Source organism: Streptomyces sp. NPDC058051 (genome assembly GCF_042885475.1).
Classification (GTDB): Bacteria; Actinomycetota; Actinomycetes; order Streptomycetales; family Streptomycetaceae; genus Streptomyces.
Map to the genome: position 1 here is coordinate 737,625 of NZ_JBHVRW010000001.1, position 23,516 is coordinate 761,140.

The 23,516-nt window shown below is 69.7% G+C and carries 20 protein-coding genes; 17 read left to right on the forward strand and 3 right to left on the reverse strand.

Features of this window, described 5'->3' with window-relative positions; all coding sequences use genetic code 11:
• Positions 1 to 4: 4 nt before the first annotated feature.
• A complete protein-coding gene (locus ACFVUT_RS03125) occupies positions 5 to 1,753 on the reverse strand; it encodes a thiamine pyrophosphate-binding protein (protein WP_389643307.1) in 1,749 nt (582 codons plus the stop codon).
• The gene (locus ACFVUT_RS03130) at positions 1,750 to 3,252 is read right to left on the reverse strand and encodes an aldehyde dehydrogenase family protein (protein WP_389643309.1); all 1,503 of its coding nucleotides are present in this window, start codon (positions 3,250 to 3,252) and stop codon (positions 1,750 to 1,752) included. The genes ACFVUT_RS03125 and ACFVUT_RS03130 overlap by 4 nt, the downstream gene beginning before the upstream one ends.
• 212 nt (positions 3,253 to 3,464) lie before the next feature.
• On the opposite strand from ACFVUT_RS03130, the gene ACFVUT_RS03135 reads away from it, so the two are divergent.
• From ACFVUT_RS03135 to pqqE, 10 genes are all read left to right on the forward strand, one after another.
• On the forward strand, positions 3,465 to 4,232 hold the full coding sequence (locus ACFVUT_RS03135) for an IclR family transcriptional regulator (protein WP_389643312.1): 768 nt from the start codon (positions 3,465 to 3,467) through the stop codon (positions 4,230 to 4,232).
• 54 nt (positions 4,233 to 4,286) lie between these two features.
• Complete coding sequence (locus ACFVUT_RS03140; protein WP_389643315.1) at positions 4,287 to 5,486, forward strand: CaiB/BaiF CoA transferase family protein; 1,200 nt, start codon at positions 4,287 to 4,289, stop codon at positions 5,484 to 5,486.
• The gene (locus tag ACFVUT_RS03145; RefSeq protein WP_389643318.1) at positions 5,483 to 6,331 is read left to right on the forward strand and encodes a citryl-CoA lyase; all 849 of its coding nucleotides are present in this window, start codon (positions 5,483 to 5,485) and stop codon (positions 6,329 to 6,331) included. The genes ACFVUT_RS03140 and ACFVUT_RS03145 overlap by 4 nt, the downstream gene beginning before the upstream one ends.
• 180 nt (positions 6,332 to 6,511) lie before the next feature.
• The gene (locus ACFVUT_RS03150; protein ID WP_389643321.1) at positions 6,512 to 8,662 is read left to right on the forward strand and encodes a PQQ-binding-like beta-propeller repeat protein; all 2,151 of its coding nucleotides are present in this window, start codon (positions 6,512 to 6,514) and stop codon (positions 8,660 to 8,662) included.
• Between the two features lie 163 nt (positions 8,663 to 8,825).
• Complete coding sequence (locus ACFVUT_RS03155; protein WP_389643324.1) at positions 8,826 to 9,818, forward strand: ThuA domain-containing protein; 993 nt, start codon at positions 8,826 to 8,828, stop codon at positions 9,816 to 9,818.
• 382 nt (positions 9,819 to 10,200) lie between these two features.
• A complete protein-coding gene (gene pqqA, locus ACFVUT_RS03160; RefSeq protein ID WP_389643327.1) occupies positions 10,201 to 10,338 on the forward strand; it encodes a pyrroloquinoline quinone precursor peptide PqqA in 138 nt (45 codons plus the stop codon).
• A gap of 11 nt (positions 10,339 to 10,349) precedes the next feature.
• Positions 10,350 to 11,249, forward strand: a complete 900-nt coding sequence (gene pqqB, locus ACFVUT_RS03165) for a pyrroloquinoline quinone biosynthesis protein PqqB (protein ID WP_389643329.1) — start codon at positions 10,350 to 10,352, stop codon at positions 11,247 to 11,249.
• Positions 11,246 to 11,998 carry a pyrroloquinoline-quinone synthase PqqC gene (pqqC, locus tag ACFVUT_RS03170; protein WP_389643332.1) on the forward strand — a complete coding sequence of 251 codons (753 nt, stop codon included), beginning with the start codon at positions 11,246 to 11,248 and terminating at the stop codon, positions 11,996 to 11,998. The genes pqqB and pqqC overlap by 4 nt, the downstream gene beginning before the upstream one ends.
• Positions 11,995 to 12,270, forward strand: coding sequence for a pyrroloquinoline quinone biosynthesis peptide chaperone PqqD (gene pqqD / locus ACFVUT_RS03175; protein ID WP_389643334.1), 276 nt, complete (start codon positions 11,995 to 11,997; stop codon positions 12,268 to 12,270). The genes pqqC and pqqD overlap by 4 nt, the downstream gene beginning before the upstream one ends.
• Complete coding sequence (gene pqqE, locus ACFVUT_RS03180) at positions 12,258 to 13,373, forward strand: pyrroloquinoline quinone biosynthesis protein PqqE (protein ID WP_389643337.1); 1,116 nt, start codon at positions 12,258 to 12,260, stop codon at positions 13,371 to 13,373. The genes pqqD and pqqE overlap by 13 nt, the downstream gene beginning before the upstream one ends.
• A gap of 148 nt (positions 13,374 to 13,521) precedes the next feature.
• Here the strand turns inward: pqqE and ACFVUT_RS03185 are convergent, their stop codons facing one another.
• Positions 13,522 to 14,187: a TetR/AcrR family transcriptional regulator gene (locus ACFVUT_RS03185; protein ID WP_389643340.1), complete on the reverse strand. Its 666-nt coding sequence runs from the start codon at positions 14,185 to 14,187 to the stop codon at positions 13,522 to 13,524.
• Positions 14,188 to 14,326: 139 nt separating this feature from the next.
• Between ACFVUT_RS03185 and aroQ the strand changes: the two genes are divergently transcribed.
• From aroQ to ACFVUT_RS03220, 7 genes are all read left to right on the forward strand, one after another.
• A complete protein-coding gene (aroQ, locus tag ACFVUT_RS03190) occupies positions 14,327 to 14,797 on the forward strand; it encodes a type II 3-dehydroquinate dehydratase (protein ID WP_389643343.1) in 471 nt (156 codons plus the stop codon).
• Positions 14,794 to 15,669, forward strand: a complete 876-nt coding sequence (locus tag ACFVUT_RS03195) for a shikimate dehydrogenase (RefSeq protein WP_389643346.1) — start codon at positions 14,794 to 14,796, stop codon at positions 15,667 to 15,669. Before aroQ ends, ACFVUT_RS03195 begins: the two co-directional genes overlap by 4 nt.
• Positions 15,670 to 15,688: 19 nt before the next feature.
• On the forward strand, positions 15,689 to 17,488 hold the full coding sequence (locus ACFVUT_RS03200) for a bifunctional sugar phosphate isomerase/epimerase/4-hydroxyphenylpyruvate dioxygenase family protein (protein WP_389643349.1): 1,800 nt from the start codon (positions 15,689 to 15,691) through the stop codon (positions 17,486 to 17,488).
• Positions 17,489 to 17,903: 415 nt separating this feature from the next.
• The gene (locus ACFVUT_RS03205) at positions 17,904 to 18,917 is read left to right on the forward strand and encodes a pyridoxal-phosphate dependent enzyme (RefSeq protein WP_389643351.1); all 1,014 of its coding nucleotides are present in this window, start codon (positions 17,904 to 17,906) and stop codon (positions 18,915 to 18,917) included.
• Positions 18,918 to 19,222: 305 nt separating this feature from the next.
• Positions 19,223 to 20,185 (forward strand): hypothetical protein, encoded by a 963-nt coding sequence (locus tag ACFVUT_RS03210; protein ID WP_389643353.1) that lies wholly within the window; start codon positions 19,223 to 19,225, stop codon positions 20,183 to 20,185.
• A gap of 99 nt (positions 20,186 to 20,284) precedes the next feature.
• The gene (locus ACFVUT_RS03215) at positions 20,285 to 22,363 is read left to right on the forward strand and encodes a PQQ-dependent sugar dehydrogenase (protein ID WP_389643356.1); all 2,079 of its coding nucleotides are present in this window, start codon (positions 20,285 to 20,287) and stop codon (positions 22,361 to 22,363) included.
• A 242-nt stretch (positions 22,364 to 22,605) separates the two neighbouring features.
• Positions 22,606 to 23,424 carry an isocitrate lyase/phosphoenolpyruvate mutase family protein gene (locus ACFVUT_RS03220; protein ID WP_389643359.1) on the forward strand — a complete coding sequence of 273 codons (819 nt, stop codon included), beginning with the start codon at positions 22,606 to 22,608 and terminating at the stop codon, positions 23,422 to 23,424.
• Positions 23,425 to 23,516 lie beyond the last annotated feature (92 nt).

The window sequence follows — 23,516 nt, forward strand, 5'->3', positions numbered from 1 at the left end:
GAAATCATCCTTCGTCGGGGAAGTTGCCCTGGTAGATGTCGTTGATGTTCCAGTGGCCGGGTGTGGGGACCGGCTCGTTGACCATGGGGATGTCGATGACCGCGGGCCGGCGCCGTTCCACCGCGGTGGCCAGGACCTTGGCCAGGTCCGCCGCGGAGGTCACCTCGTAGCCGTCGGCTCCGCACGACCTTCCGTAGGCGGCGAAGTCGGGGCTGTAGGACTCACCCTCGGGGTCGAGGAAGTCGCAGCCGTATCCGCGGCCGTAGTTGGAGCGCTGGAGGTCGGAGATGGTCCCGTGGGAACGGTTGTTCATCACGGCGAAGATGACGGGCAGACCCTGCTCCACCGCCATCGGAACGGCCGGCAGTTGGGCGCTCATCCCGCCGTCGCCGATGAGGGCGACCACGGTGCGCCGGGGCTGCGCCATCTGCACGCCGACGGCCGCGGCCGGTCCGAAGCCCATGGTGGAGGCTCCGCCAGGGGTGATGAAACGACCCTCGGGCGGCAGGTCGTAGGACTGGGCCACCCCGTTCTTGTTCCAGCCGACGTCGGTGACGAGAACCGAGTCGGCCGGCAGGACGGCCCGCAGGTCGGCAAGGATGCGCTGCGGGCGCAGGGGGAAGTTGTCGCTCCGCCCGTTCTCCGCTGCGGCGCCGAACAGCTCCCTCCTGCTGTCCGCGACAGCCTCCCGCAGTCCCGGCCGTGTCCGTGGTTCGGGCCGCATGGCGCGAACGGCCGCCTCGATGGCGCGGACGGACTGTTCGACGTCGGCCACCGCGCCGATCTCGACCGGGTAGTTGCGTCCGATCTCGGCGGGGTCGATGTCGATCTGGATGAGCTTGCTCGGAGGGAAGTTCCAGGTGTGGGCGGGCTCCCACGAGCTGGCATCGGTCTCCGCGAAGCGCGTGGCCAGCGCCAGGACGACATCGGCGTCCTTGGTGTGGGCATGGGTGGAATCGAGTCCCCAGAATCCGGGCATGCCCAGGAGGAGCGGGTGGCGGTCGGGGACGGCGCCCTTGCCCATGAGGGAGTGGGCCAGCGGTATGTCGAGGTGCTCGGCCAGGCTCAGGAGTGCCTGCTTGGCCGCCGGGGTACGCAGCCCGCCGCCGAAGTAGATCAGCGGGCGCTCGGCGTCCAGGAGCGCGCGGGCGATGCGTTCGGCGGTCTGCTCGGGCAGGGCGGGCAGCGCACTGTCCGGCACCGCGTGCGATCCCACCGTGTACGGCTCGACCTGCCGGGAGAACAGATCCATCGGTATGTTGACGAGCACGGCGCCGGGACGCCCCGAGGTCGCCGTCCAGAAGGCTCGCTCAAGGGTGCGGTGCAGGTCGAACGTGCGCTGGACGGGCCAGGTGCGCTTGCAGAAGGGCCGGTAGATAGCGGTCTGGTCGGCGTCCGCGTGAAGGTTGACCTCCTGGTGCGGATGGCGTCCGTAGTAATAGGAGGGGATGTCACCGGAGATGACCACGAGAGGTACGGAGTCCATGGCCGCGGTGGCGACGCCGGTGACGGCGTTCATCATGCCGGGACCGACATGGGTGAGCAGCACGCCCGGCTTTCCGGAGGCGCGGGCGTATCCGTCGGCCGCGTGGGCCGCGGCCTGCTCGTGGCGGGCGATGACGAAGTGGATGGGGCTGGGGCCCAGAGCATCGAGCAGAGCGATGTTCGTATGGCCGCAGGTGCCGAACACGTACTCGACACCGTAGGACTCCAGTTGGGCGACGATGGCTTCAGCCGCGGTTACGGTGGTCACTGGTTCTCTTCCGTGAGGTCGTGACGGTCGCCCCAGATGGACAGGCCGCGGAGCATGAGGGTCTTGACGACGGTGTAGTCGTCGATCAGCCAGCGTGGCGACTCCCGCCCGAACCCGGAGTCCTTCACACCGCCGAACGGGACATGGTCCAACCGGTAGTTGGAGGTGCCGTTGACAATGAGTCCGCCGACTTCGAGGCGCCGCCAGGCGGTGAAGATACGGTTGATGTCGTAGGTGAAGAGCCCGGCCTGCAGTCCGTAACGGCTGTTGTTGCACTCGCTCATGACGGCGTCGAAGTCGTCGTAGGGCATGACGGCGACGAGAGCACCGAAGACCTCGTGGACGACGACGGAGGCGTGAGCGGGCGGGCCGGCGACGATCGTCGGAGCGGCGGTGGCGCCGTCGCGGGTACCGCCACGCAGGACGCTGGCCCCCAGGTCGGCGGCCTCTGCGGACCACCGGACCACTCGGTCCGCCGCCTCCTCGTCGACCATGGAGCCGATGTCGGTGCCGAGGTCCATCGGGTCTCCGGTCACCAGGGTGTCGACGGCGGCCGTGAACGCGTCGAGGAAGTCGGCGTACCGGCTGCGGTGCACATAGACCCGCTGTACGGAGATGCAGCTCTGCCCGGAGTTGCTGTAGCCCGTGCGCGCCGCCGCCTTGGCCGCGGCGTCGATGTCGGCGTCCTGGCAGATGATGGTCGCCGCGTTGCCGCCGAGTTCCAGGGCCAAGCGCTTGGCACCGGCGGCGCGGGCGACGGCCGCTCCGGTGGCGGCGCTGCCGGTGAAGCTGATGACGTCGACCTCGGGCGCCGCGCACAGGGCCGCGCCCACATCGCCTCCTCCGTGCAGCAACTGGACTGCCTGGTAAGGCATTCCGCTTTCCAGCAGCAGGGCGACCAGCGCGGCAGAGATGCCGGGTGCCTGCGGAGGCGCCTTCACCAGGGTGGTGTTGCCGGCGGCGAAGGAGGCACCGAGTTTGTGGGCCAGCAGGTTGGCCGGTGCGTTGAACGGGGTGATGGCGAGGGCGACCCCGGCCGGGGCCCGGTAGGTGAAGGCGGTGTTGCCGACGCCGGTGTTCCACCCCGCGACCGGGAGGGTCTCCCCGTCGATGCGTCGCGCCTCGGCGGCGCAGACCTCGAAGGTCGAGGCGACCCGCTCGATCTCGGTGCGGCTGTCCTTGACCGGCTTGCCCAGCTCCAGGGCGAGCAGTTGGGCCAGTTGGTCCCGGTGGGTGAGCGCCGCGGCCGAGGCGCGCTGCAGAATCTCCGCGCGGGCCGCCGGCGCGAGCGTCGCGACCTGGGGGGCGTAGCGGCGGGCCTCGGCGATGGCCCGGTCTGTTTCCGCAGGCAGAGCGGTGGGTGCCCGGCTGACGGTTCGGCGCAGGTACGGGCCGGTCCGTTCGGCAGGCGGCCCGTCACCGGACCACCTGCCGGAGAGAAAGGGCAGCACGTCGACGACTTCGGAATCGGAGACGTACTTGAGGATGACTTCCAGCATCGTTTCTCCAGACAAGCCATCTAGCGGTTTTCGTAGACCGCCTTGTGGACTGGCGTGTAACGTACGGGCGCCGGTTGGGCTTGGCAATAGGCCGGGCGAAACAAGTTGAACGCGCAGCTGTCCCGCCGAATCGGCACCGCTGCGTGCACCGGCGCGTTCCCCGTGTTGCGCCCTGGAGGACTCTCGTGGCACAGACACACGAAGGAGAAAACATGGATCCCGAGCAAGGACCGGGCGGCGTACGCAGCGTACGCAGAGCCCTGGACATCCTGTCGCTCCTCACCGAAGAGCAACCCGTCGTCTCCCTCAGAGCGATCGTGGAGGCGACCGGCCTGGCCAAGACCACCGTGGTGCGCCTGGTGCAGACGTTGGAGCAGTGTGGACTGTTGTGGTCCACCGAGGCCGGCTACACCGCAGGGCCCGGCCTGTGGCGGTGGGCCCATCTCGCCCACAGCAGCTGGGAGTTGCCCCCGGAGACCGTCAAGCTGCTGCGGGACCTGGCTGACCGGCGCGGCGAGACGGCCAACGTGATGATCAGGCGGGACATCCACCGCGTCTGCGTCGCACAGCAGGAGAGTCCGCAGCCGCTGCGCCACGTCGTGAAGGTCGGAGACGAACTCCCGCTGTGGGCCGGTGCGTCGTCGAAGGTCCTGCTCGCCGGAGCCGACGACGCCCTGCTCCAGCGCATCGCCGGCGCGTCGCCGCACGGGAAGCCGCACGCGGCGCGGTTGCGTGAATGGGCCGACCAGGCCCGGGAGCAGGGCTACGCGACCAGTCAGGGCGAGCGCGACATCGGCCTCACCGCCATTGCCGTGCCGCTCACCACCTCGTCCGGCGTGCTCGTTGCCGCCCTGTCCCTCAGCGGCCCCACCGCACGCATCACCAAGTCCGCGATCGAGGAGTTCGCCGAGGACCTGCTGCAGGTAGCCGGACAGATCATGTCCCAGGGCTTCGACCATCCCCTGGGACCGCGGGGCTGACAACCGTGCGCGACGGCGGCGCCGACCACCGGCGCCGCCCAAGGAGTCATCACTATGGATGTGCGACCGCTCGACGACATAAGAGTGCTTGACCTGACCAACGTCCTGGCCGGCCCCTACTGCAGTTACCAGCTCATGCTGCTCGGTGCCGAGGTCATCAAGATCGAGCGCCCCGGCGAGGGGGACCTCGCCCGTAGCCTCGGCCCCGACCCCGAGCTGAACAGAGCCGGAATCGGCGCCTCCTTCCTCGCCCAGAACGCGGGCAAGAAGTCGGTGGAGTTGAACCTCAAGACCTCCGGCGACCGCGAGGTCTTCGAGGAGATGCTCGCCGGAGCCGATGTGCTCCTGGAGAACTTCCGTGCCGGAGTCCTCTCCCGGATGGGCTACGACCAGGACCGGCTCGACGAGATCAACCCCCGCCTGATCTGCTGCTCGATATCAGGCTTCGGGCAGACCGGCCCGATGAGCGACGCCCCCGCCTACGACCAGATCATCCAAGGGCTCTCCGGGATGATGAGCGTCACGGGAACACCCGACACCGCGCCGTTGAGGGTCGGCTTTCCCGCGTGCGACACCACCGGGGGGCTGTCCGCCGCGCTGGCCATCAGCGCCGCGCTGCTGCGCCGGGAGAGGACGGGAAAGGGCAGCCGACTGGATGTCTCCATGCTGGAGACTTCCCTGTCTGCCATGGGCTGGGCCGTCTCGAACTACCTGGTCAGCGGCGTCGCGCCGCAGCCGATGGGAGATCAGAACGCGACGGCGGCGCCATCGGGAACCTTCCACGCGGCCGATGGCCCGCTGAACATCGCGGCCAACCAGCAGCGTCAGTTCGAGACCCTGTGCCGCGTGGCGGGCGCCCCCGAACTCGTCACGGACGCCCGCTTCGCCGAGCGGGAGGGGCGCAAGGCGCACCGCGCCGAACTCAACGAGGCCCTCAACGAGGCTCTCGCCCGGCGCTCCGCCTCGGAGTGGGAGGAACTGCTGACCGACGCCGGAGTGCCCGCCGCACGCGTACTCACCGTGCCCCAGGCGCTGACCCAGCCACAGCTGCGACACCGGCACTTCATCGCCGAACTCCAACGACCGGACGCGTCCGGTGCACCGCTGCTGGTACTGGGCAGCGGCGTGCTGTTCGACGGGGAGGCGTTCCTGCCCAGGACGGCGCCCCCACTGCTCGGCGAGCACAACCACGAACGGGACGAGCTCGCGGCGCGCTGGTCCTCCACCGCGGCAAGGGAGGCGACACCTTCATGAACGTTTCGGCATCCTCGTCGGCGAACAGCGAAGCCGCCGAATGGTGGGCCACGGCCGTCAGCCATATCGAGCCGGGCTCCATTGAGCTCCGTGACCGGCCCGTGCAGGAACTGATCGGATCGATCGGTCTCGTGGACATGGCATGGCTTCTGCTCCGCGGTGACCTGCCCACTCCCGGTCAGTCCGCGCTCCTGGAGGCGGCGCTGGTGGCGGGGGTCGACCACGGGCCCCAAGCACCTTCGATCGCGGCGGCTCGTATGGCCGCCACCTGCGGAGTCGGCCTCAACAACGCGATCGCGACGGGTGTCAACATGCTCGGCGACGTGCACGGCGGCGCCGGCCAGCAATGCGTGGAGATGCTGAGCGAGATCCGCTCCCTGCGTCTGCGGGGTGGTGACTGGGACGAAGCGGCGGCCGAGGTCATGGCGCGGTGGCAGAGCCGCTCGCGCTACTTGCCGGGCTTCGGGCACCGCTTCCATCCGGTCGATCCGCGTCGCGACCCCTTGCTGGGCCTGACCGAGGAGGCCGTGGCCGCCGGAGTCGTCGCCGGCGAGCACCTTCAGGCGGCGCTGGCCGTCGAGCGTGCCCTGCTGCACCGTCGCGCGGGCGCGCGACCCGTGCCGATGAACATCGACGGGGCGACCGCCGTCATCTACGCCGAGTTGGGCTTTCCCGCTCCTTTGGCCAGGGGCCTGTTCGTGCTCAGCCGGTCGGTGGGCATTCTCGCCCACGCGTGGGAGGAGTCGGGGCAGGGCCGTCGCAACAAGGGGCCCATCCCCAGGTCGGTGCTCCCCGCGCGTCTCGCGGCGGCCGATCCGGCCGACGCCGAAGAATCCGCGTCATAACCCTTGTCACGCCCCTGCTACGTCCTTAACGTATGGAACCGCCTCCCGGCGACCATCATGCGGGTCTAGCGAACCGCACAGCGGACCATGATCCGCTTCTCCCGCTCTCTCTTCCCCTGCCCCGAACCCGGACCACCCGAGGTGATCCGGCCCGGCAGGTCATGCCACGAAAGAGGGTTCATGGACAGACGCAGCTTCCTCGCCAGCGCAGCGGCCGGCACCACAGGGGCCGTCGCCCTGCTCAACTCGTCCGCCCAGGCGGCCGAGACGCGCACCGGCACATTGGCCCTGCCCGTTCCCAAGCAGACCTTCGACCCGACGGACAGGAGTTTCCCGAAAGCGGGCGGCAACCTGGCCAACCAGAACTACTCAGCACTCAAGAAGATCACCCCGCGCAATGTGAAGCAGCTCGGTGGGGCCTGGCACATCAACCTCGAAGGCGGCGACACCGGACGCGCGCAGCAGTGCGCCGTCGTCGCCGAGAACGGTGTGCTCTACCTCGCCACCACGCAGCAGAACATCTTCGCCATCGACGGCCGCTCCGGTGCGGTGAAGTGGAAGACGAACGTCGGCACGGAGACCACCAACATGCGAGGGGTGGCACTCGGTGAGGGGCTGGCCTTCACCATCTCCGGTTCCAACACGGTGTACGCCCTGAACCAGCGGACCGGCGCCGTCGTCTGGAGCAGGGAGATGCTCATCGAGGATCAGGGCGATCCCGGCTGCGACCCGGCCAGCGGCCAGTGCGGCGGCAGCAAGGGCGGCCTCGCCGGCGCGGTCGTCTACTGGGACGGCCTGATCTACATCGGCACCCAGGGCAGCACCGCGGGCGCCCGAGGCCGCGGCTACGCCCTCAGGGCGTCGACCGGCGAGGTCGTGTGGACGTTCTGGGGTACGCCCGGACCCGGTGAGTTCGGACACGACACCTGGGAGGGCGACACCTGGAGGACCGGCGGGGCGGTGTGCTGGATCCATCCGGCCGTCGACCCCGAACTTGGCCTCGTCTACTGGACGTTCGGAAACCCGTATCCGCGAACCGACGGATCGAAGCGGGGTGGCGACAACCTCTTCGCCAACTGCATCGTCGCCATCGACGCCAAGACCGGGAAGCGGCGTTGGCACTTCCAGTCTGTGCACCACGACATCTGGGACTACGACGGTGTGATGTCCCCGGTCCTGGCGGACATCCAGATCGACGGACGCAAGCGCAAAGTCGTCGTGTACGGCAGCAAGACCGGGATGTACTACATTCTGGACCGGGCCACCGGCGACCCGGTGCACGGCATGGAGGAGCGACCGGTGCCGCAGCACGCGGCGCAGAAGACCTCCCCGACACAGCCGTTCCCCGGCGGTGAGCCCTTCGTCGAGACGCAGCCGCGCATCGACAAGGCCACCAGGCCCGTACCGTTCTACGCCACCGGCGGCCTCTTCGAGGTGCACTGGGACCGCCCCACGATCCTGTACCCCGGCGCGGGCGGCGGCGCGGACTGGTCGTTCCCGTCCTTCAGCCACCGGACGGGCCTGGTCTACGTGGGCTACGGGCTGATCAACTCGGCGTATTCCAACACGCATGAGGGCCGTGTCAACACCGCGAGACCGTTGGGTGAGTACTTCGCCGGCGGCCTGGTGGCGGTCGACCCACGTACCAACACCGTCTCCTGGCGACAGGAGGGCGACTGGTCACTGGCCCACGGCAACGGCATCCTGAGCACCGCCGGGGGGATCATCTTCCAAGGCCGGCCCGACGGTGTCCTCACCGCCATGGACGACTCCGACGGTCAGGAGCTGTGGACCTGGCAGTGCGGCGCGGGCGTCAACACGAGCCCGATGACCTACGAGATCGACGGCGAGCAGTATGTAGCCGTGCTGGCCGGCGGAAACGGGCTGCCGTACCCGGACATCCCGCGCGGCGACCATCTGTGGGCCTTCAAGGTCGGCGGCCGGGTGGGTCCGGCCGACGCGCCCGTGCCCCCGTCCAAGCGCAACCAGATCCGATCGGCAGCGGTCTCCGGCGCGACAGCCGGCAACACCGTCACCCTGGGCAGGATCTGGGACAGCTCCAGGAACGCGCCGGGAACCACGGAGAACCTGGTGGCGCAGAACGCCATGTCACCGCAGCACCTGGCCATCGCGAAGGGCACCACGGTGACCTTCACCAACCCGGCATCCAACAAGTCCGCCCACGGCGCCGTCGCCTTCTTCGAGGCCGAGTTCGACACCGGGCTGCTCATGCCCGGCGAATCCTCCACCCACACCTTCGACACACCGGGCGAGTTCTTCTTCAACGACCCCGTCTCCCCGCAGAGCACCGGCAAGATCGTCGTCTCCTGAAGGACGACCCTCGCAGTCGTCTCCTGAAGGACGATCCTCGCGGTCGTCTCCTGAAGGACGACCCCCGTACACGAGCCCGGCTTGTCACCTGCGCGCACGAGAACCTTCCGATCCCGCGGCGTGCCGCCTGCGCACGCCACCCACGAGAAAAGGAACCACACCCATGTCACGAAGAAAGCCCGGAGCGGGAGCGCTGAGCACCCGTTCAGCGGTCCTCGCCACACTGGGGATGGCCGCTGCCATGGTGATGGCACTCATCTCCACCGGCACCCTCAGCGTGGCACACGGACGGATCGGCGCCGGCGCCGAGGAGTTGGGCGACCCGGACTACGGTGTCTGCCGCGGACTCGACGCCGACTGCTACCACGACTGGGGCAACTTCGACCCGGCCAAGGGCTACCGGGTCCTGCTGTACACGCGCACGGCGGGACCACGCCACGCCAACCTCGGCCCCGCGCTGGGCACGGGGCTGAACCCGCCGGTCACCGACGCGAACGTGGTCCAGAAGGCCATGGTCGAGATCGGTGAGAAGGCCGGCTTCCAGGTCGACTACACCGAGGACGTCGCGCAACTCGCCTCGCCCAACACCCTTTTCAAGTACAACGCGGTGGTCTTCTTCTCGACCAGCCGTGACGCGTTGGACGACGCGGCCCAGACGTCGCTGCGTCAGTACATCCGAGGTGGCGGCGGTTTCGTGGGCATCCACAACGCCTTCGGTACGGAGTACAACTGGCCCTGGTACGAAGGGCTGCTGGGCAACGCGAACTTCTACGACCACGGCGCCGCGCAGCCCGGAACGGTGGAGACCAAGAACCGCAAGGACGTCTCCACCAAGGAACTGCCGGCGCGGTGGAACTTCACCGACGAGTGGTACAACCTGGTACCCGCCCCCACCAAGGTGCGGGTCCTGGCGAACGTGGACGAGAGCACCCTCGCCAAGGGCGTGACGGGCAACTACAACCACCCCGGTCACGGCGACAACCACCCCGTCGCCTGGTGCCAGTACTACGACGGCGGTCGTTCCTGGGTCACCACGCTGGGCCACGACGCGAAGGAGTTCACCACCGACGGCTCCTTCGAGGGCGCGTCCGAGTTCCAGAAGCTGATCACGGGCGGCATCCAGTCGGTCATGGGCATGAAGCCCTTCTGCAAGTAGAACTGCACACAGCAAGTAGAACTGCACACAGCACAAGTAGAACCGCACGCGGCAAGCAGAACCGCACGCAGCCCTCAAGCTGTCGCTGCGGTCGGCGTGAGCGCCGGGCGCCGTCGGCGCGCCTCCGTGCGCGGGAGCGCCTACGGCCGGAACAGCGAAGGCCGTCCGCCCCCTTGTCAGGGCCGCACGACGTGTCTAGCGTATCGATCACCCCACAATATTCCGTCAGGTGGACCAACTGAACCACTGAACGGACTGCTGAAGGCGTTGGTCGCCGCGCCTCGGAGCTCTCCGGCCGCAGGCCCACGTGACGCCGACCGGCCCGGCGCACACCTCGCAACCCGTCTCCGCAACCAAGCACGCGTCTGAAAGGACACCGAGCATGCCGAACTCCGCATCGACCCCCGAACCGCAGACCGAAGCGGCGGCCCCGGCCGCCCCGGGCGGCTGGTCCACGCCGGACTTCACGGTCGTCGACACGGCCATGGAGGTCACCGCCTACTCCCTCAACACCCTCTAGAAGCACGCCACATGCTGCTGCTCACACTGGGCTCGGCAGCCGGTGGAGGAGTTCCCCAGTGGAACTGCGCGTGCCCCGGATGCTCCGGGGCACGCGCCCACCCCGACCGGCGTCGCAGCCATGACTCCCTCGCCGTCCTCGGGGAGGGGTCGTCCTCCTGGTTCCTCGTCAACGCCGGCCCGGACGTCACCGACCAGATGGAAACCCATCCCGCGCTCCTCCCCGGACCGGGCGAGCGGCGCACCCCCGTGGTCCGCGTCCTGCTCACCGATGCCGAACTCGACCACACGCTCGGCCTCCTGCGCCTGCGGGAAGCCCACCATCTGGAGATCTTCGCCACCGCACCGGTACGGCAGGCGCTGCGCGAACGGCTCGCCCTCGACACCGTACTCACGCCCTACACCACGCTGAGCTGGCACGACCTGCCACTCGTCGGTGCCGGGCCGCCCGCGCGGGTGGCGGGTGTGGAGGTGTCCGCCGTGCCCCTGTCGAGCAAGCGGCCCCGCTACGCGGCATCCGCACCCGAGGACGACGCCTGGGTCGTCGCCGTCCACGCGCACGACCCCGGCCACGGCACGACCGCGCTCTACGCACCGGCACTCGCGGCCTGGAGCGACGCCTTCGGCGAAGCGGTCGCCGGAGCCGACTGTCTCCTCATCGACGGGACGTTCTGGGACGACGAGGAGCCGCAGCGGCTCGGGATCTCCTCCCGGACAGCCACCGGCATGGGACACCTGCCCGTCCACGGGCCCGGCGGCACAGCCGAACGACTCGCTCCGCTCCCGGCCCGCTGCCTCTACACGCACCTCAACAATACGAACCCCCTGAACGACCCCGCTTCTTGGCACCACGGCCACCTGGCCGCGCGAGGACTGGAAGTCGCCCGGGACGGGATGGTGATCCAGCTATGACAACGGTCGCACGGCCCCGAACCACAACCGGTGCCACCGCACCACCCGACGACGCCCCCGAGCCCCCGGAAGCCTTCGAGGCGGAGCTGCGAGAGCTGGCCCGCAGCCGCTACCACGACAGGCACCCGTTCAACACGCGGATGCACGAGGGACGGCTGAGCCCGGCGGAGCTGCGCACCTGGGTTGCCAACCGCTTCCACTACCAGCGCAGCATCCCGGTGAAGGACGCCCTGATCCTGGCGAAACTGCCCGAGCCCGCCCTGCGTCGTTCCTGGCTGCGCAGGATCCAGGACCACGACGGTCCGGTGGACGGCGAGGGCGGTATCGAGCGGTGGCTGCGGCTCGGTGAAGCCGTCGGTCTCGACCGCGCCGGCCTGGAGTCGGGTGAGTCCGTGCTGCCCGGCGTCCGACTCGCCGTCGACGGCTATGTCAACTTCTGCCGGCTGAGCCCGGCGCTGGAGGCGGTGGCCTCGTCCCTGACGGAACTGTGCGCGCCGGACATCATGATGACCCGACTGGCGACCTTCCCCCACCACTACCCCTGGATCGAGGACTCCGGACTCGCCTACTTCCGGAGCAGAGTGCCGCAGGGACGTCGCGACGGAACGGAGGCACTGGCCTGGGTGGTGGACTGGGCGGACACCCGAACCGAGCAACAACGGGCCCTGGCCGCACTCGCGTTCAAGTGCGACGTCCTGTGGTCCTTGCTGGACGCCGTGGAGCACGGCAGCCGACCGGGCACGCCGTGACGGCGACCCCTGCCACCGGAGTGTGGCGTCCGCGCAGGGCCCCGGCGGTCGTGCTGCGGCACGACGGGATCCGCGGCAAGGACGTCCTGCTCATGCCCGAACGCGTCGTCGTCCTGGAGGGGAGCGCCGGTGCCGTGCTGGAGCTGTGCGACGGCACGCGCACGGTGGCGGACATCGTCGGCGCGCTGAGGGCCAGGTTTCCCGCCGCTCCCGTCGATGCCGAGGTGGGCCCGTTCATGGAACGCCTGCGCAAGGAAGGATGGATCCGTTGACCACGACCGCACCCCCCTGGGCGCTGCTCGCGGAACTGACACACGCCTGCCCCCTGCATTGCGGATACTGTTCCAACCCGCTCGAACTGACCCGCCGTTCCCAGGAGCTCACGGCCGAGCACTGGGTCGACGTCTTCGGCCAGGCGGCACAGCTGGGGGTCCTGCAGACCCATCTCTCCGGCGGCGAGCCTCTCCTGCGCCGCGATCTCGACACGATCGTCGCGGGGGCGGACGCGGCCGGCATCTACACCCAGCTGGTCACCAGCGGCTCAGGGCTCACCGAAGAGCGCCTGCGCGATCTGATGGCGGCCGGATTGCGCAGTGTGCAGCTCTCCGTGCAGCACGCGGACTCCGCCGCCTCGGACCGGATCGCCGGAAGCCGTTCCTTCGCGGCCAAGGAGGCCGCTGCCGCCCTCGTGAAGAACGCCGGGCTGCCGCTCGGAGTCAACGTCGTGCTGCACCGGCACAATCTCGGCGCGGTGGCCGATCTCGTCGAGCTGGCGCTGCGCTGGGGCGCGGACCGGATCGAACTCGCCAACACCCAGTTCTACGGCTGGGGTCTGCTCAACCGTCGGGCACTCATGCCGAGCCGTGAGCAGCTCGCCGCGGCCGTCGCGTCGGTGACCCGGCTGCGGGAGGAAACGGAGGGGCGCCTGGAGATCGTCTGGGTCGCGCCGGACTACTTCGCCGGTGTCGCCAAGCCGTGCATGGGAGGCTGGGGTGCGGTCTCGCTCACCGTCACCCCCGACGGCACGGTGCTGCCCTGCCCGGCAGCCGCCACCTTGCCGGGCCTCGACCCGGTCAACGTCAAGGACCATGCGCTGCGTTGGATCTGGGAGGAGTCGAAGGCCTTCAACCTCTACCGCGGGACGGAATGGATGCCGTCGCCGTGCCGCGGCTGCGACCGGCGCGAGCAGGACTTCGGCGGCTGCCGCTGCCAGGCTTTCGCACTCACCGGCGACGGCGCGCGCACCGACCCGGCCTGTTCGATGTCACCCGACCACGCGGCACTCACCGCGCTGACCCTGACCGATCGCGACCCGGCACCCGCGGTGATTCCCCGCAGGCCGACCGTCCTGCCCAGGACGGTGACGCACGCCTGACGCGTCCCGAACCGTCTTCCCCGGGGCGGAGCGCGCCGCACAAGAGGGGCACCGAGACAGGATCGCTGTCCCTCCGTTGCGCCGTCCCGGCCGGCGCCCTGCGCAGGCGTCCGGAGAGGGCGCCGTCAGATAGGTGGCGGCGCCCCGCTCAGGCGTCCGGGGGCGGCGCCGTCAGATAGGCGGCGATCATGTCCGCGAGCATGGTCCGGTAGTGGTCCCGGCGTTCGGCCGCGACGAGGTCGCGGCCGAACAGGGCACCGAACGTATGGCGGTTCGACACGCGGAAGAAGCAGAAGGAGCTGATCACCGCGTGCACGTCCACGGCGTCGACGTCCGCGCGGAAGAGCCCGGCAGCGCGGCCGGACTCCAGGATGCGTTGAAGGACCTCGGTCGCGGGGGAACCCAGCCGGCTCAACTTCTCCGAACTGCTGATGTGTTCGGCTTCGTGAATGTTCTCGATGCTCACCAGCCGGATGAAATCCGGGTGTGCCTCGTGGTGGTCGAAGGTCAGCTCGACCAGTCGTCGCGTGGCCGCGACGGGATCCAGATGCTCGACGTCCAACTCCCGTTCCAGCTGCCGGATCTCGGAGTACGCCGCTTCGAGCACCGCGGTGAAGAGTTGTTCCTTGCCGCCGAAGTAGTAGTAGATCATCCGCTTCGTCGTGCGCGTCAGCGCCGCGATCTTGTCGACCCGGGCGCCGGCATAGCCGTCACGGGCGAACTCCTTCGTCGCCACCGCGAGGATCTCGCTCCGGGTGCGGGCCGCATCGCGCCGACGGTCCGAGGGCGCTGACGACTCTGGGGCGATGGGCATGCCCTGGCTCCTCCGTGCTATCAGAACGTCCACCGATTGTAGAAGCAGCGCAATCCCGAAGACTCCCGCCCGGGATCTTCTCGCTGGAGGCCTCTCTTGCTATAAGTAACGTACTAGTTCGTACATTACTGGAGGCGTGATGGAAACGGACGTCCGGCGGACCGTCGGAAGGGTGCTCGTCCTCAACGGCCCCAACCTCAATCTGCTGGGCACACGGGAGCCCGCTCTCTACGGCAGCGAGACGCTCGCCGACGTGGAGACCCTCTGCCACGCGACCGCGTCCGCCCACGGGCTGGAGGTCCGCTGCCGGCAGAGCAATCACGAGGGCGCCCTCGTCGACGCCGTCCAGGAGGCGGGGGCGTCCTGCGACGGGATCGTGCTCAACCCGGCCGCCTACGGACACACGTCGGTCGCCCTCCGGGACGCCCTCGACGCAGTGGAACTACCCGTGGTGGAAGTGCATCTGACGAACATTCACCGCAGGGAGGAGTTCCGTCACCACAGTCGCGTCTCGGCGGTCGCGGACACCGTGATCTGCGGCGCGGGAACCGACGGCTACGTCTTCGCACTGATGCGCATCGCCCGGCTGCTGCGGAAAGAGGACCGATGACCCGGAACACGTATCTCATCGGCCTGATCGGCGCCGGCATCGCCACCTCCCTCAGCCCCGCGCTGCATGAGCGGGAGGCCGACCGGCAGGGACTGCGCTACCTCTACCGGCTCCTCGACCTGGACGCACTCGGCGCCGGCCCGGAGAAGGTGGGCGACCTCGTCCACGCCGCCCGCGACCTCGGATACGACGGGCTCAACGTCACCCACCCCTGCAAGCAGGTCGTCATCCCGCACCTGGACGATCTGGACCCCATGGCGGCAGCGCTCGGCGCGGTCAACACAGTGGTGTTCCGCGACGGACGCTCCACCGGACACAACACGGACGTCACCGGATTCGCCGCCTCATTCGCCCGGGGCCTGCCCGGCGCACCGACCGGCCGCGTCGTGCAACTGGGAGCGGGAGGCGCGGGAGCGGCCGTCGCCCACGCCCTGCTCACTCTCGGGTCCGCGCACCTCACCCTCGTCGACACCGACGAGAAGCGGGCCCAAGCCCTCGCCGCGTCGCTCAACGCCGACTTCGGTGCGCAACGGGTCACCGCGGGCCGTCCGGACACTCTCGAACGGGAGATGGCACGGTGCGACGGCCTTGTGCACGCCACCCCCACGGGCATGGCCACGCACCCCGGCATGCCGCTCGACACCGGACTGCTGCGCCCGGACCTGTGGGTTGCCGAGGTCGTCTACCGGCCCCTGGAGACACGGCTCCTCGCCGAGGCGCGCGCCATCGGCTGCGCCACACTCGACGGCAGGGGAATGGCGGCGCTCCAGGCTGCCGACTCCTTCCGGCTCTTCACCCGTCGCGAACCCGACGTGGAACGCATGTTCACCGACGTCACCGATCTCGCCGAGATCCCCGGTCCACGCAGCTGAAGCCAGAAGAAGGATCACCATGCGCACGTCCATCGCCACCGTCTCCCTCAGCGGAACTCTGACCGAGAAGCTCAACGCCGTCGCCCGCGCCGGTTTCGACGGCGTGGAGATCTTCGAGAACGATCTGCTCGCCAGCCCGCTCACACCGGAGCAGATCAGGCTCCGTGCGGCGGATCTGGGTCTGGACATCCTTCTCTACCAGCCGATGAGGGACGTCGAGGGCCTCTCCGACGAGGCGTTCGCCCACTGCATGCGGCGGGCCGAGCACAAGTTCCGGGTGATGAGGCGACTGGGCGCCGACACCGTGCTGGCCTGCTCCAACGTATCGTCGGACGCGCGCGACGACGACGCGCTGGCCGCCGCCCAACTGCGCGAACTCGCCGAACTGGCTGCCGAGTACGGCATTCGTGTCGCCTACGAGGCACTCGCGTGGGGGAGCCGTGTCAGCACGTACGACCACGCGTGGCGGATCGTCGAAGCCGCGGACCACCCGTCACTCGGCGTCTGCCTCGACAGCTTTCACATCCTGGCGCGCGGCTCGGACCCCGGGGGAATCGCGGCGATCCCGGGCGAGAAGATCTTCTTCGTGCAGCTCGCGGACGCGCCGCTCATCGGCATGGACGTCCTCCAGTGGAGCCGGCACCACCGGTGCTTTCCGGGGCAGGGCGACTTCGACCTCGCGGCCTTCGTCCGCTCCGTGGTGCGTGCCGGTTACGACGGACCGCTCTCGCTCGAAGTCTTCAACGACGTCTTCCGGCAGGCCGCATCCGGCCGCACGGCCGTCGACGCGATGCGCTCCCTCACCGCACTCCAGGAGGCCGCGGGCGTCATCGCGCTTCCGGAGGCCGCCCCACCCAGCGGGGTCGCCTTCACCGAAGTCGTCACTCTCGACACCGAACCCGTGACCACACTTCTGGAGGCGCTGGGATTCTCCCGCACGGGCAAGCACACATCGAAGCCGGTGGACCTGTGGGAGCAGGGCGAGGCCCGGATCCTGGTGAACACCGCCCCCGCCACCGGCGGCAGCGGCGTCGGCCTCGCGGCCATCGGCCTGGAGTCTCCCGACCCGGGGGCCGCGGCCAAGCGCGCGGAGGCCCTCGGCGCTCCGGTGCTCCCGCGCCGCCGGGCCCGGACGGACACACTGCTGGAGACCGTGGCCGCGCCGGACGGCACCGAACTGTTCTTCTGCGCGACCGGCCGCCCGAACCTCCCCGACTGGCTGGACGACTTCGCCCCGGTGACGAGCTCCGGGGCGCGCTCGGGAGCGGACACCGGGCTCGTCACGGGCATCGACCATGTCGCCCTCACACAGCCGTGGCACCAGTACGACGAAGCGCTGCTCTTCTACCGCAGCGTGATCGGCCTCCGACCGCACAACAGCGTGGACGTCCCGGACCCGTACGGGCTGCGCCGCAGCCGGGCCGTCTCCACCGCCGACGGCGCGGTGCGCATCGCGCTGAGCATCGACCCCGCGCCCGGCCCGGCCGCCCGCGCCTCCCAGCACATCGCCCTGACCACTGACGACATCATCGGTGTCGCGCGCCGGATGGCCGGCACGGGCCTTCTTCTGCCGGTTCCCGCCAATTACTACGACGACCTGGCCGCGCGCCATCTTCTCGGCCCCGGTGAACTGGAGATGTACCGCGAGCTGGGCATCCTCTACGACTACGACGGGGACGGGCAGTTCCGGCACTTCTACACGGCGACCGTCGGCCATGTCTTCTTCGAGGTAGTCCAGCGCGACGAGGCGTACACGGGCTTCGGGGAGCAGAGTGCCCACGTCCGGCTGGCCGCCCAGCACGCGCAGACTCCGGGATGATGTGCCGGTCCGGGCCCGGATCGACGGCCGAGCGGCGGTTGCTCCCTCGCCGTGGGCACGCCAGCGACACGGAACCCGGATCGGCAGCTGTGCGGCGGCTGCTCCCTCGCCGTGGGCACGCCAGCGACACGGAACCCGGATCGACGGCCGTGCGGCGGCTGCTCCCTCGCCGTGGGCACGCCAGCGACACGGAACCCGGATCGGCAGCTGTGCGGCGGCTGCTCCTCGCTGCGGATGCGTGAGCGACACGGCCCCGGATGGACGCCGTACCTGTCGCACACGTCGGCCGGCTCACCTGCCCCACTGCCGTCGGAGGCGGAAGGGATGACCGCGCGAGCTCATCGGCGGGGGAAGACAGGTCTCGCGGCGCAGTCGGCGGAGAATGCCTGGCAGAGGCAGAGAAGGAGGTTGTCTGATGGCCGAACTGAGCAACCGCGTGGTCCTGGGCAGTTGGCCGACCCCGGTGGAGCCTGCACCCCGGCTGGCTGCGGCGATCGGTCTGGGACCGGAGGACCTGTTCGTCAAACGCGATGATCTGACCGGTCTGGGAGCCGGAGGCAACAAGGTTCGGAAACTGGAGTGGACTGTCGGTGCGGCCATCGCCGGGGGAGCGACCGCGCTCGTGACCAGCGGCGCCGCTCAGAGCAACCACGCCCGACTGACGGCCGCCGCGGCTGCGCGGCTCGGCCTTGAGGCAGTGCTGGTGCTCGCCGGCCGCCCGGCGGCCGATGCCGGTGGCAACATCACACTCCAGGGCCTGCTGGGCGCGCGCCTGGTGTGGGCCGGGGACGTGGACGGGGCGACGCTGGAGAGGACCGTCCGCGACGTGGCCCACCATCTGGACGCGCACGGGCGGACAGCGGCGGTGATCCCCTTCGGCGGAACCGATGTGAGGGCGACGCGTGGCTATGTGCTGGCCGGAAGGGAGTTGATGGAGCAAGTGCCCGATGTGGAACACGTCGTCACTGCCGTCGGGTCCGGCGGCACCATGGCCGGACTGGTGGGTGCGCTCGGCCGCCGGCGCGTGCTCGGGGTGGACTGCGGTGCGGTTCCGGATGCGGCCGAAACCGTCGACGGACTGCTGACGGCGATGCCGGAGAAGGCCGACGGCACGGAACTGAGGCTGCGGGGAGACCAGGTGGGCACCGGATACGGCGCACTCCAACCCGCCGTCCTCGAAGCGATCACCCTGTGCGCCCGGACCGAGGGCATCGTGCTGGACCCCGTGTACACCGGCCGGGCTTTGGCCGGCCTCGTCGCCGCGGTCAGAGAGGGCGATATCCGCCCCGGCCGGCGCACCGTCCTGCTGCACAGCGGCGGCCTGCCCGGCTTGTTCGGCCATCCCGAGGCCGTCCGGGAGGCGAGCACCCGGGTGGTGGAGGCGTCGCTGTGCGCGGACGGAGACGGGCAGGCGGGAACCGGAAGCTGACCGGAGGCAGGCTGCGGGAGCCGGTGCCCGGCGCCGGCCGACTGCTGGGCATCCGCGCCCTGACCGACCGCGTGCGGACCGCGGTGAGCCGCTTGGTATCCGCGCCCTGGCGGACCGCCCGCGAGCCGCATCCGCTTCAGCGAGGAGTCCGCGCCACCGGAGGGCACGCAGAAAATTGGCGCGTACACGCCCATTGTCAGGGGCTCCGCGAGGGAGTTACATGGTCATCGCACGCGAACGAAAGCGCTTTCTGTCGGCCGGGATGCCCCGGTCGGCTGCCCCTTTCGCTGCCGCTGGGAGGCTGTATGAAACCGCCCCGCACCAGACGCCGCTCATGTGCCGCCGCCGCGCTCGTCGCCACCGCCCTGTTTGCCGCCGCCACGTCTCCGGCTCAGGCGGCCCGCCCCTCAACTGCCCACTCTCCGCTGCGAGCCCAGGCCGTCGCGGCGTACGACTTCGGACACCCGGACCCCGCCGACCCCGGTCGCGAACAGGACATGGGACGGTCCGGCACCACGCTCAGCCTGATCAACGGCGGCTCCGCCATGCGCGTCGCCGACGCAGCCTACCCGGGCGCCTCGCCCGCCCTGCAAGTGCGCCAGCAGAACCCGGCCACCGCGGGCAACGACGACTGGAAGGCCGGAGCCTGGGATGCCGAGGGCATGTCATCGCTCGGCGCCTTCCGCAGCGCCCGGGGCGCCACCCTCATGGGCTGGTTCAAGATGACGGGCGACAATCCCGCCCTGAACTCCAACACGGCCGACCCGGGCGACCGCTACAACGCCATCGGGCTGACCGGCGTACTGTCCGGAACCTCTGACGGCCACGCGGTGCGTGCGCTGCTCGAACTCATCCAGGTCAACGGGGAGTTGAGGCTGGTCGCGCTGGGCAGACGCCTGGACAGCGGCGCCTCCCAGACCTTCGCCGCCACCGCCCCCTGGCAAGAACTGCTGCCGCGCGGCGAATGGGTCCATCTGACCGCGACGTTCGACTTCCGCGACGGCACCCTTGCCCTCTACCGCGACGGCAAGCCCCTGGACGGCTTCTACGTCACGCCGGGCGACCCCTGGGAGCTCGAAACCACGTCCGCGCCCCACCGCGCCTCGCCCACCGATCCCCGCGGCATCAAGATCGGCGGCAGCTTCCCCCAGAACACCCGGGAGGCCAACGCCTGCGACTGCCGCATGGACGACCTCCTGTTCCTGGACCGCCCGGTGCCGGCCGGAACGGTGGCGGCGGAGTACCGGCACATGACGCGGGGCCGTTGACCGTTCTCGCCCCTGGACCGTCCCCCTCCCTGCTTGTCGCGCCGGCCCGAAGGGATTCGCATGGCGTCACGACGTACATATCGAAGGAACTGGGCGGTCTTGGCCGCCTGCACCGCCCTCGCTCTGGGCGGGCTCGCCGCGCCCTCCCATGCCGACGAGCCCGCTGCGACGGCAGCCGCCCTGACCGACCCCATTCCGGAGAAACCCGTCCAGTCCAGGACGGGTCTCGTCCTCCAGGAGTTCGCCCAGTTCCCCAAGTCGGAACCCGTCCCGGCGCCGACGGACCCGCGCCTGATGCGCCACGCCCGGATCAACACCATCAATGAAATCCCCGACGGCTCCGGCCGGATGGCGACTCCCGACCTCAACGGCACCCTGTACCTCACCGACCCCGGTGCCGCGAGGAGCACCTCCGGGGGCACCCCGCACCCCTACCTGGATGTCAAGGCGGCATTCCCTCACTTCTTCTCGGGCAGCGGTCTCGGCCAGGGGTTCGGGTACGCCGCGTTCCACCCGGAGTTCGGGGCGAACGGGCGCTTCTACACCGTCCACAGCGAGCTCGCCTCGCAGACCACCGAGCCCCCCGACTACCGGCAGGCCGGCACGCTCACCTATCACAACGTCATCACCGAGTGGACCGCCGACGACCCCTCCGCGGCCGTCTTCCACGGCACCCACCGCGAGGTGCTGCGGATCGCCTTCACCGGCCAGATACACGGCATCCAGCAGATCGACTTCAACCCGACGGCCAAGCCCCACGACGAGGACTACGGCCTGCTCTACCTCGCGGTGGGCGACGGCGGGCGGGGAGTGGGCAACAGCGAGCCGCAGGACCTGACCCTCCCGCACGGCAAACTTCTCCGGATCGACCCTGCGGGCCGTAACAGCGCCAACGGCCGGTACGGCATCCCCACATCCAACCCGTTCGTCGGCAAGCCCGGTTCGCTCGGCGAGATCTATGCCAGAGGAATGCGGGATCCGCATCGCTTCAGCTGGGACACGGGCGGCAGCCACCGTATGTATCTCGGTCACATAGGCGAGCACGCCATCGAGTCGGTGTACGAGGTCGAGGCCGGCGACAACTTCGGCTGGAGCGAGCGCGAGGGCCCGTTCGTATTCGACAAGGAGACCACCGACCCGTGCGCCCGCATCCTTCCCCTTCCCGCTGACGACGCCGAGTACGGCTACACCTATCCGGTCGCCGCGTACGATCACGACCCGGGAGCCGACTGGAACTGCCGGTCCGATGTGGGCCGCGCCATCGCCGGAGGCTTCGTCTACCGCGGCAAGGACGCGCCGGCGCTGCGCGGAAAATACATCTTCGGCGACCTCGTGGACGGCCGCATCCTGGCAGCGGACACGCGCGACATGCGCCGCGGCGCCGACCTCGCGCCGCTGGAGCGGCTGATGCTTTTCGACAAGTCCACCGGGAAGACGGTCACCATGCGCGACCTCGCCGGTGACCAACGCGTCGACCTGCGCTTCGGGTCCGACCGCAGCGGCGGCCTGTACCTCGTCTCGAAGGCCAACGGCAAGGTCTGGAAGGTGACCGGAACCCGCACCTTCGCCGACTGCGAGATCGGAAACACCCCCACCACCCACACCACAGGGCCCGACAACTGGGCGCCGGTCACCCCGGCCAAGTGGGCGTACACCAGGCAGGAGACGATCCTGACCGAGCCGGGCGTCGCCCGGCCGGGGCCGCGTCGCCCCTTCGAATACGCCGTCCTGACCGCGGGCCCGCGCTATTCCTCGGTCACCGTCGAGGCGGAGGTACGGATCGATACCCCCGTCGACATCAGCAACCGCGATGTCATTCTCATCTGGGACTACCAGTCGGACACCCGGTTCCAGTACACGCACCTGTCGAGCGACAACACGATCTACCCGCACAACGGCATGTTCACAGTCAACGACACCGACCGGTTGCGCATCGACGACCAGTGGGACGGCACCTCCGGCGCACCTCCGGCGATCAAGGACGACGGATGGCACAAGGTGCGCCTCACCCACTGCGCCGACACCGGTGAGACTGCCGTCTACCTGGATGGCGGCCGCGATCCGCTGATCACGGCCACCGACCCGGTCTTCGCCTCGGGCAGGGTGGGTTTCGGATCGTTCGACAACGCGGGCCGCGTCCGTCACCTGAAGGTCACGGGCACCCCGGCCGTCGACTGACCTTGACGGGGCGGGACGGGCCGAGGAGGTCGGCCCGTCCCGGCACCGTCCCCCCATCCCCCTCTGCTCGGCGAACCCGACACAGCGACAGGACCGGGCACGGCGACCGGGCAGCCGCGGCTGCGTCAGCCGCACCGGACCGGTCCGCTGCCTCGGCGATCACCTGCGACCTCATGGCCAGGCCGACACAGATGTCGGATTCCTGCCGGAAAACGACCACAAGGCGATGTTTGACTTCACGCATGATCACCACGCAGTCGGACAAAGCCCGCCTCTTCCGCTCGATGCACACTGTCCCGGAGCCTCTCGCGCTCGCCAACGCCTGGGATGTCGCGAGCGCCCGCGTCATCGAATCCGCAGGTGCCCCGGCGATCGCCACCACCAGCGCCGGCGTCGCCTGGTCGCTGGGCTCACCGGACGGTGACGCACTCGCGCGCGATCAGGCACTGGAACTGATCTCCCGAGTCACCGCCGCCGTCGCGGTTCCGGTCACCGCTGACATCGAGGGAGGGTACGGGCAGGAGGCGACCGACGTTGCCGAGACCGTCATCGGGGTGCTCGCGGCGGGCGCCGTCGGTGTCAACATCGAGGACGGCCGCCGCCCCCCGGGCGAGTTCGTGACACGGCTGGCCGCTGCTCGGCGCGCCGCTGACCGAGCGGGCGCCGATCTCTTCCTCAACGCCCGTATCGACACGTACCTTCTCGAACTCGGGGATCCGGGCACCCGGCTCGGAGAAACCCTGTCCCGGGCACGCAAGTACATCGACGCCGGCGCGGACGGCATCTTCGTCCCCGGTACCACCGACACCACTGTGATCGCGGCGTTGGCCGGTGGCATCTCCGTACCGCTGAACGTCATGGCCGGACCCGGCGCTCCTACCGTTGCCGAGCTCGGTGAGATCGGTGTGGCCCGCGTCAGCCTCGGTTCGGGAGTGGCGCAGGCCGCGTACGCGGCCGCCCGGCGAGCCGCGCGGGAGCTCAGCGAGAGCGGCGCCTACAGTTCCCTCGCCGACGGGATCGCCTTCCCGGAACTCAACACGCTGCTCTCCGAGTCCCGTTGACCGGCCCACCGCAGTGCGGCGTGTCACCGCGGATCCTTGTCACAACAGGGCTGTCGCTGTGACAACTGGCGAGCTTCGGATCATTCGGGTGA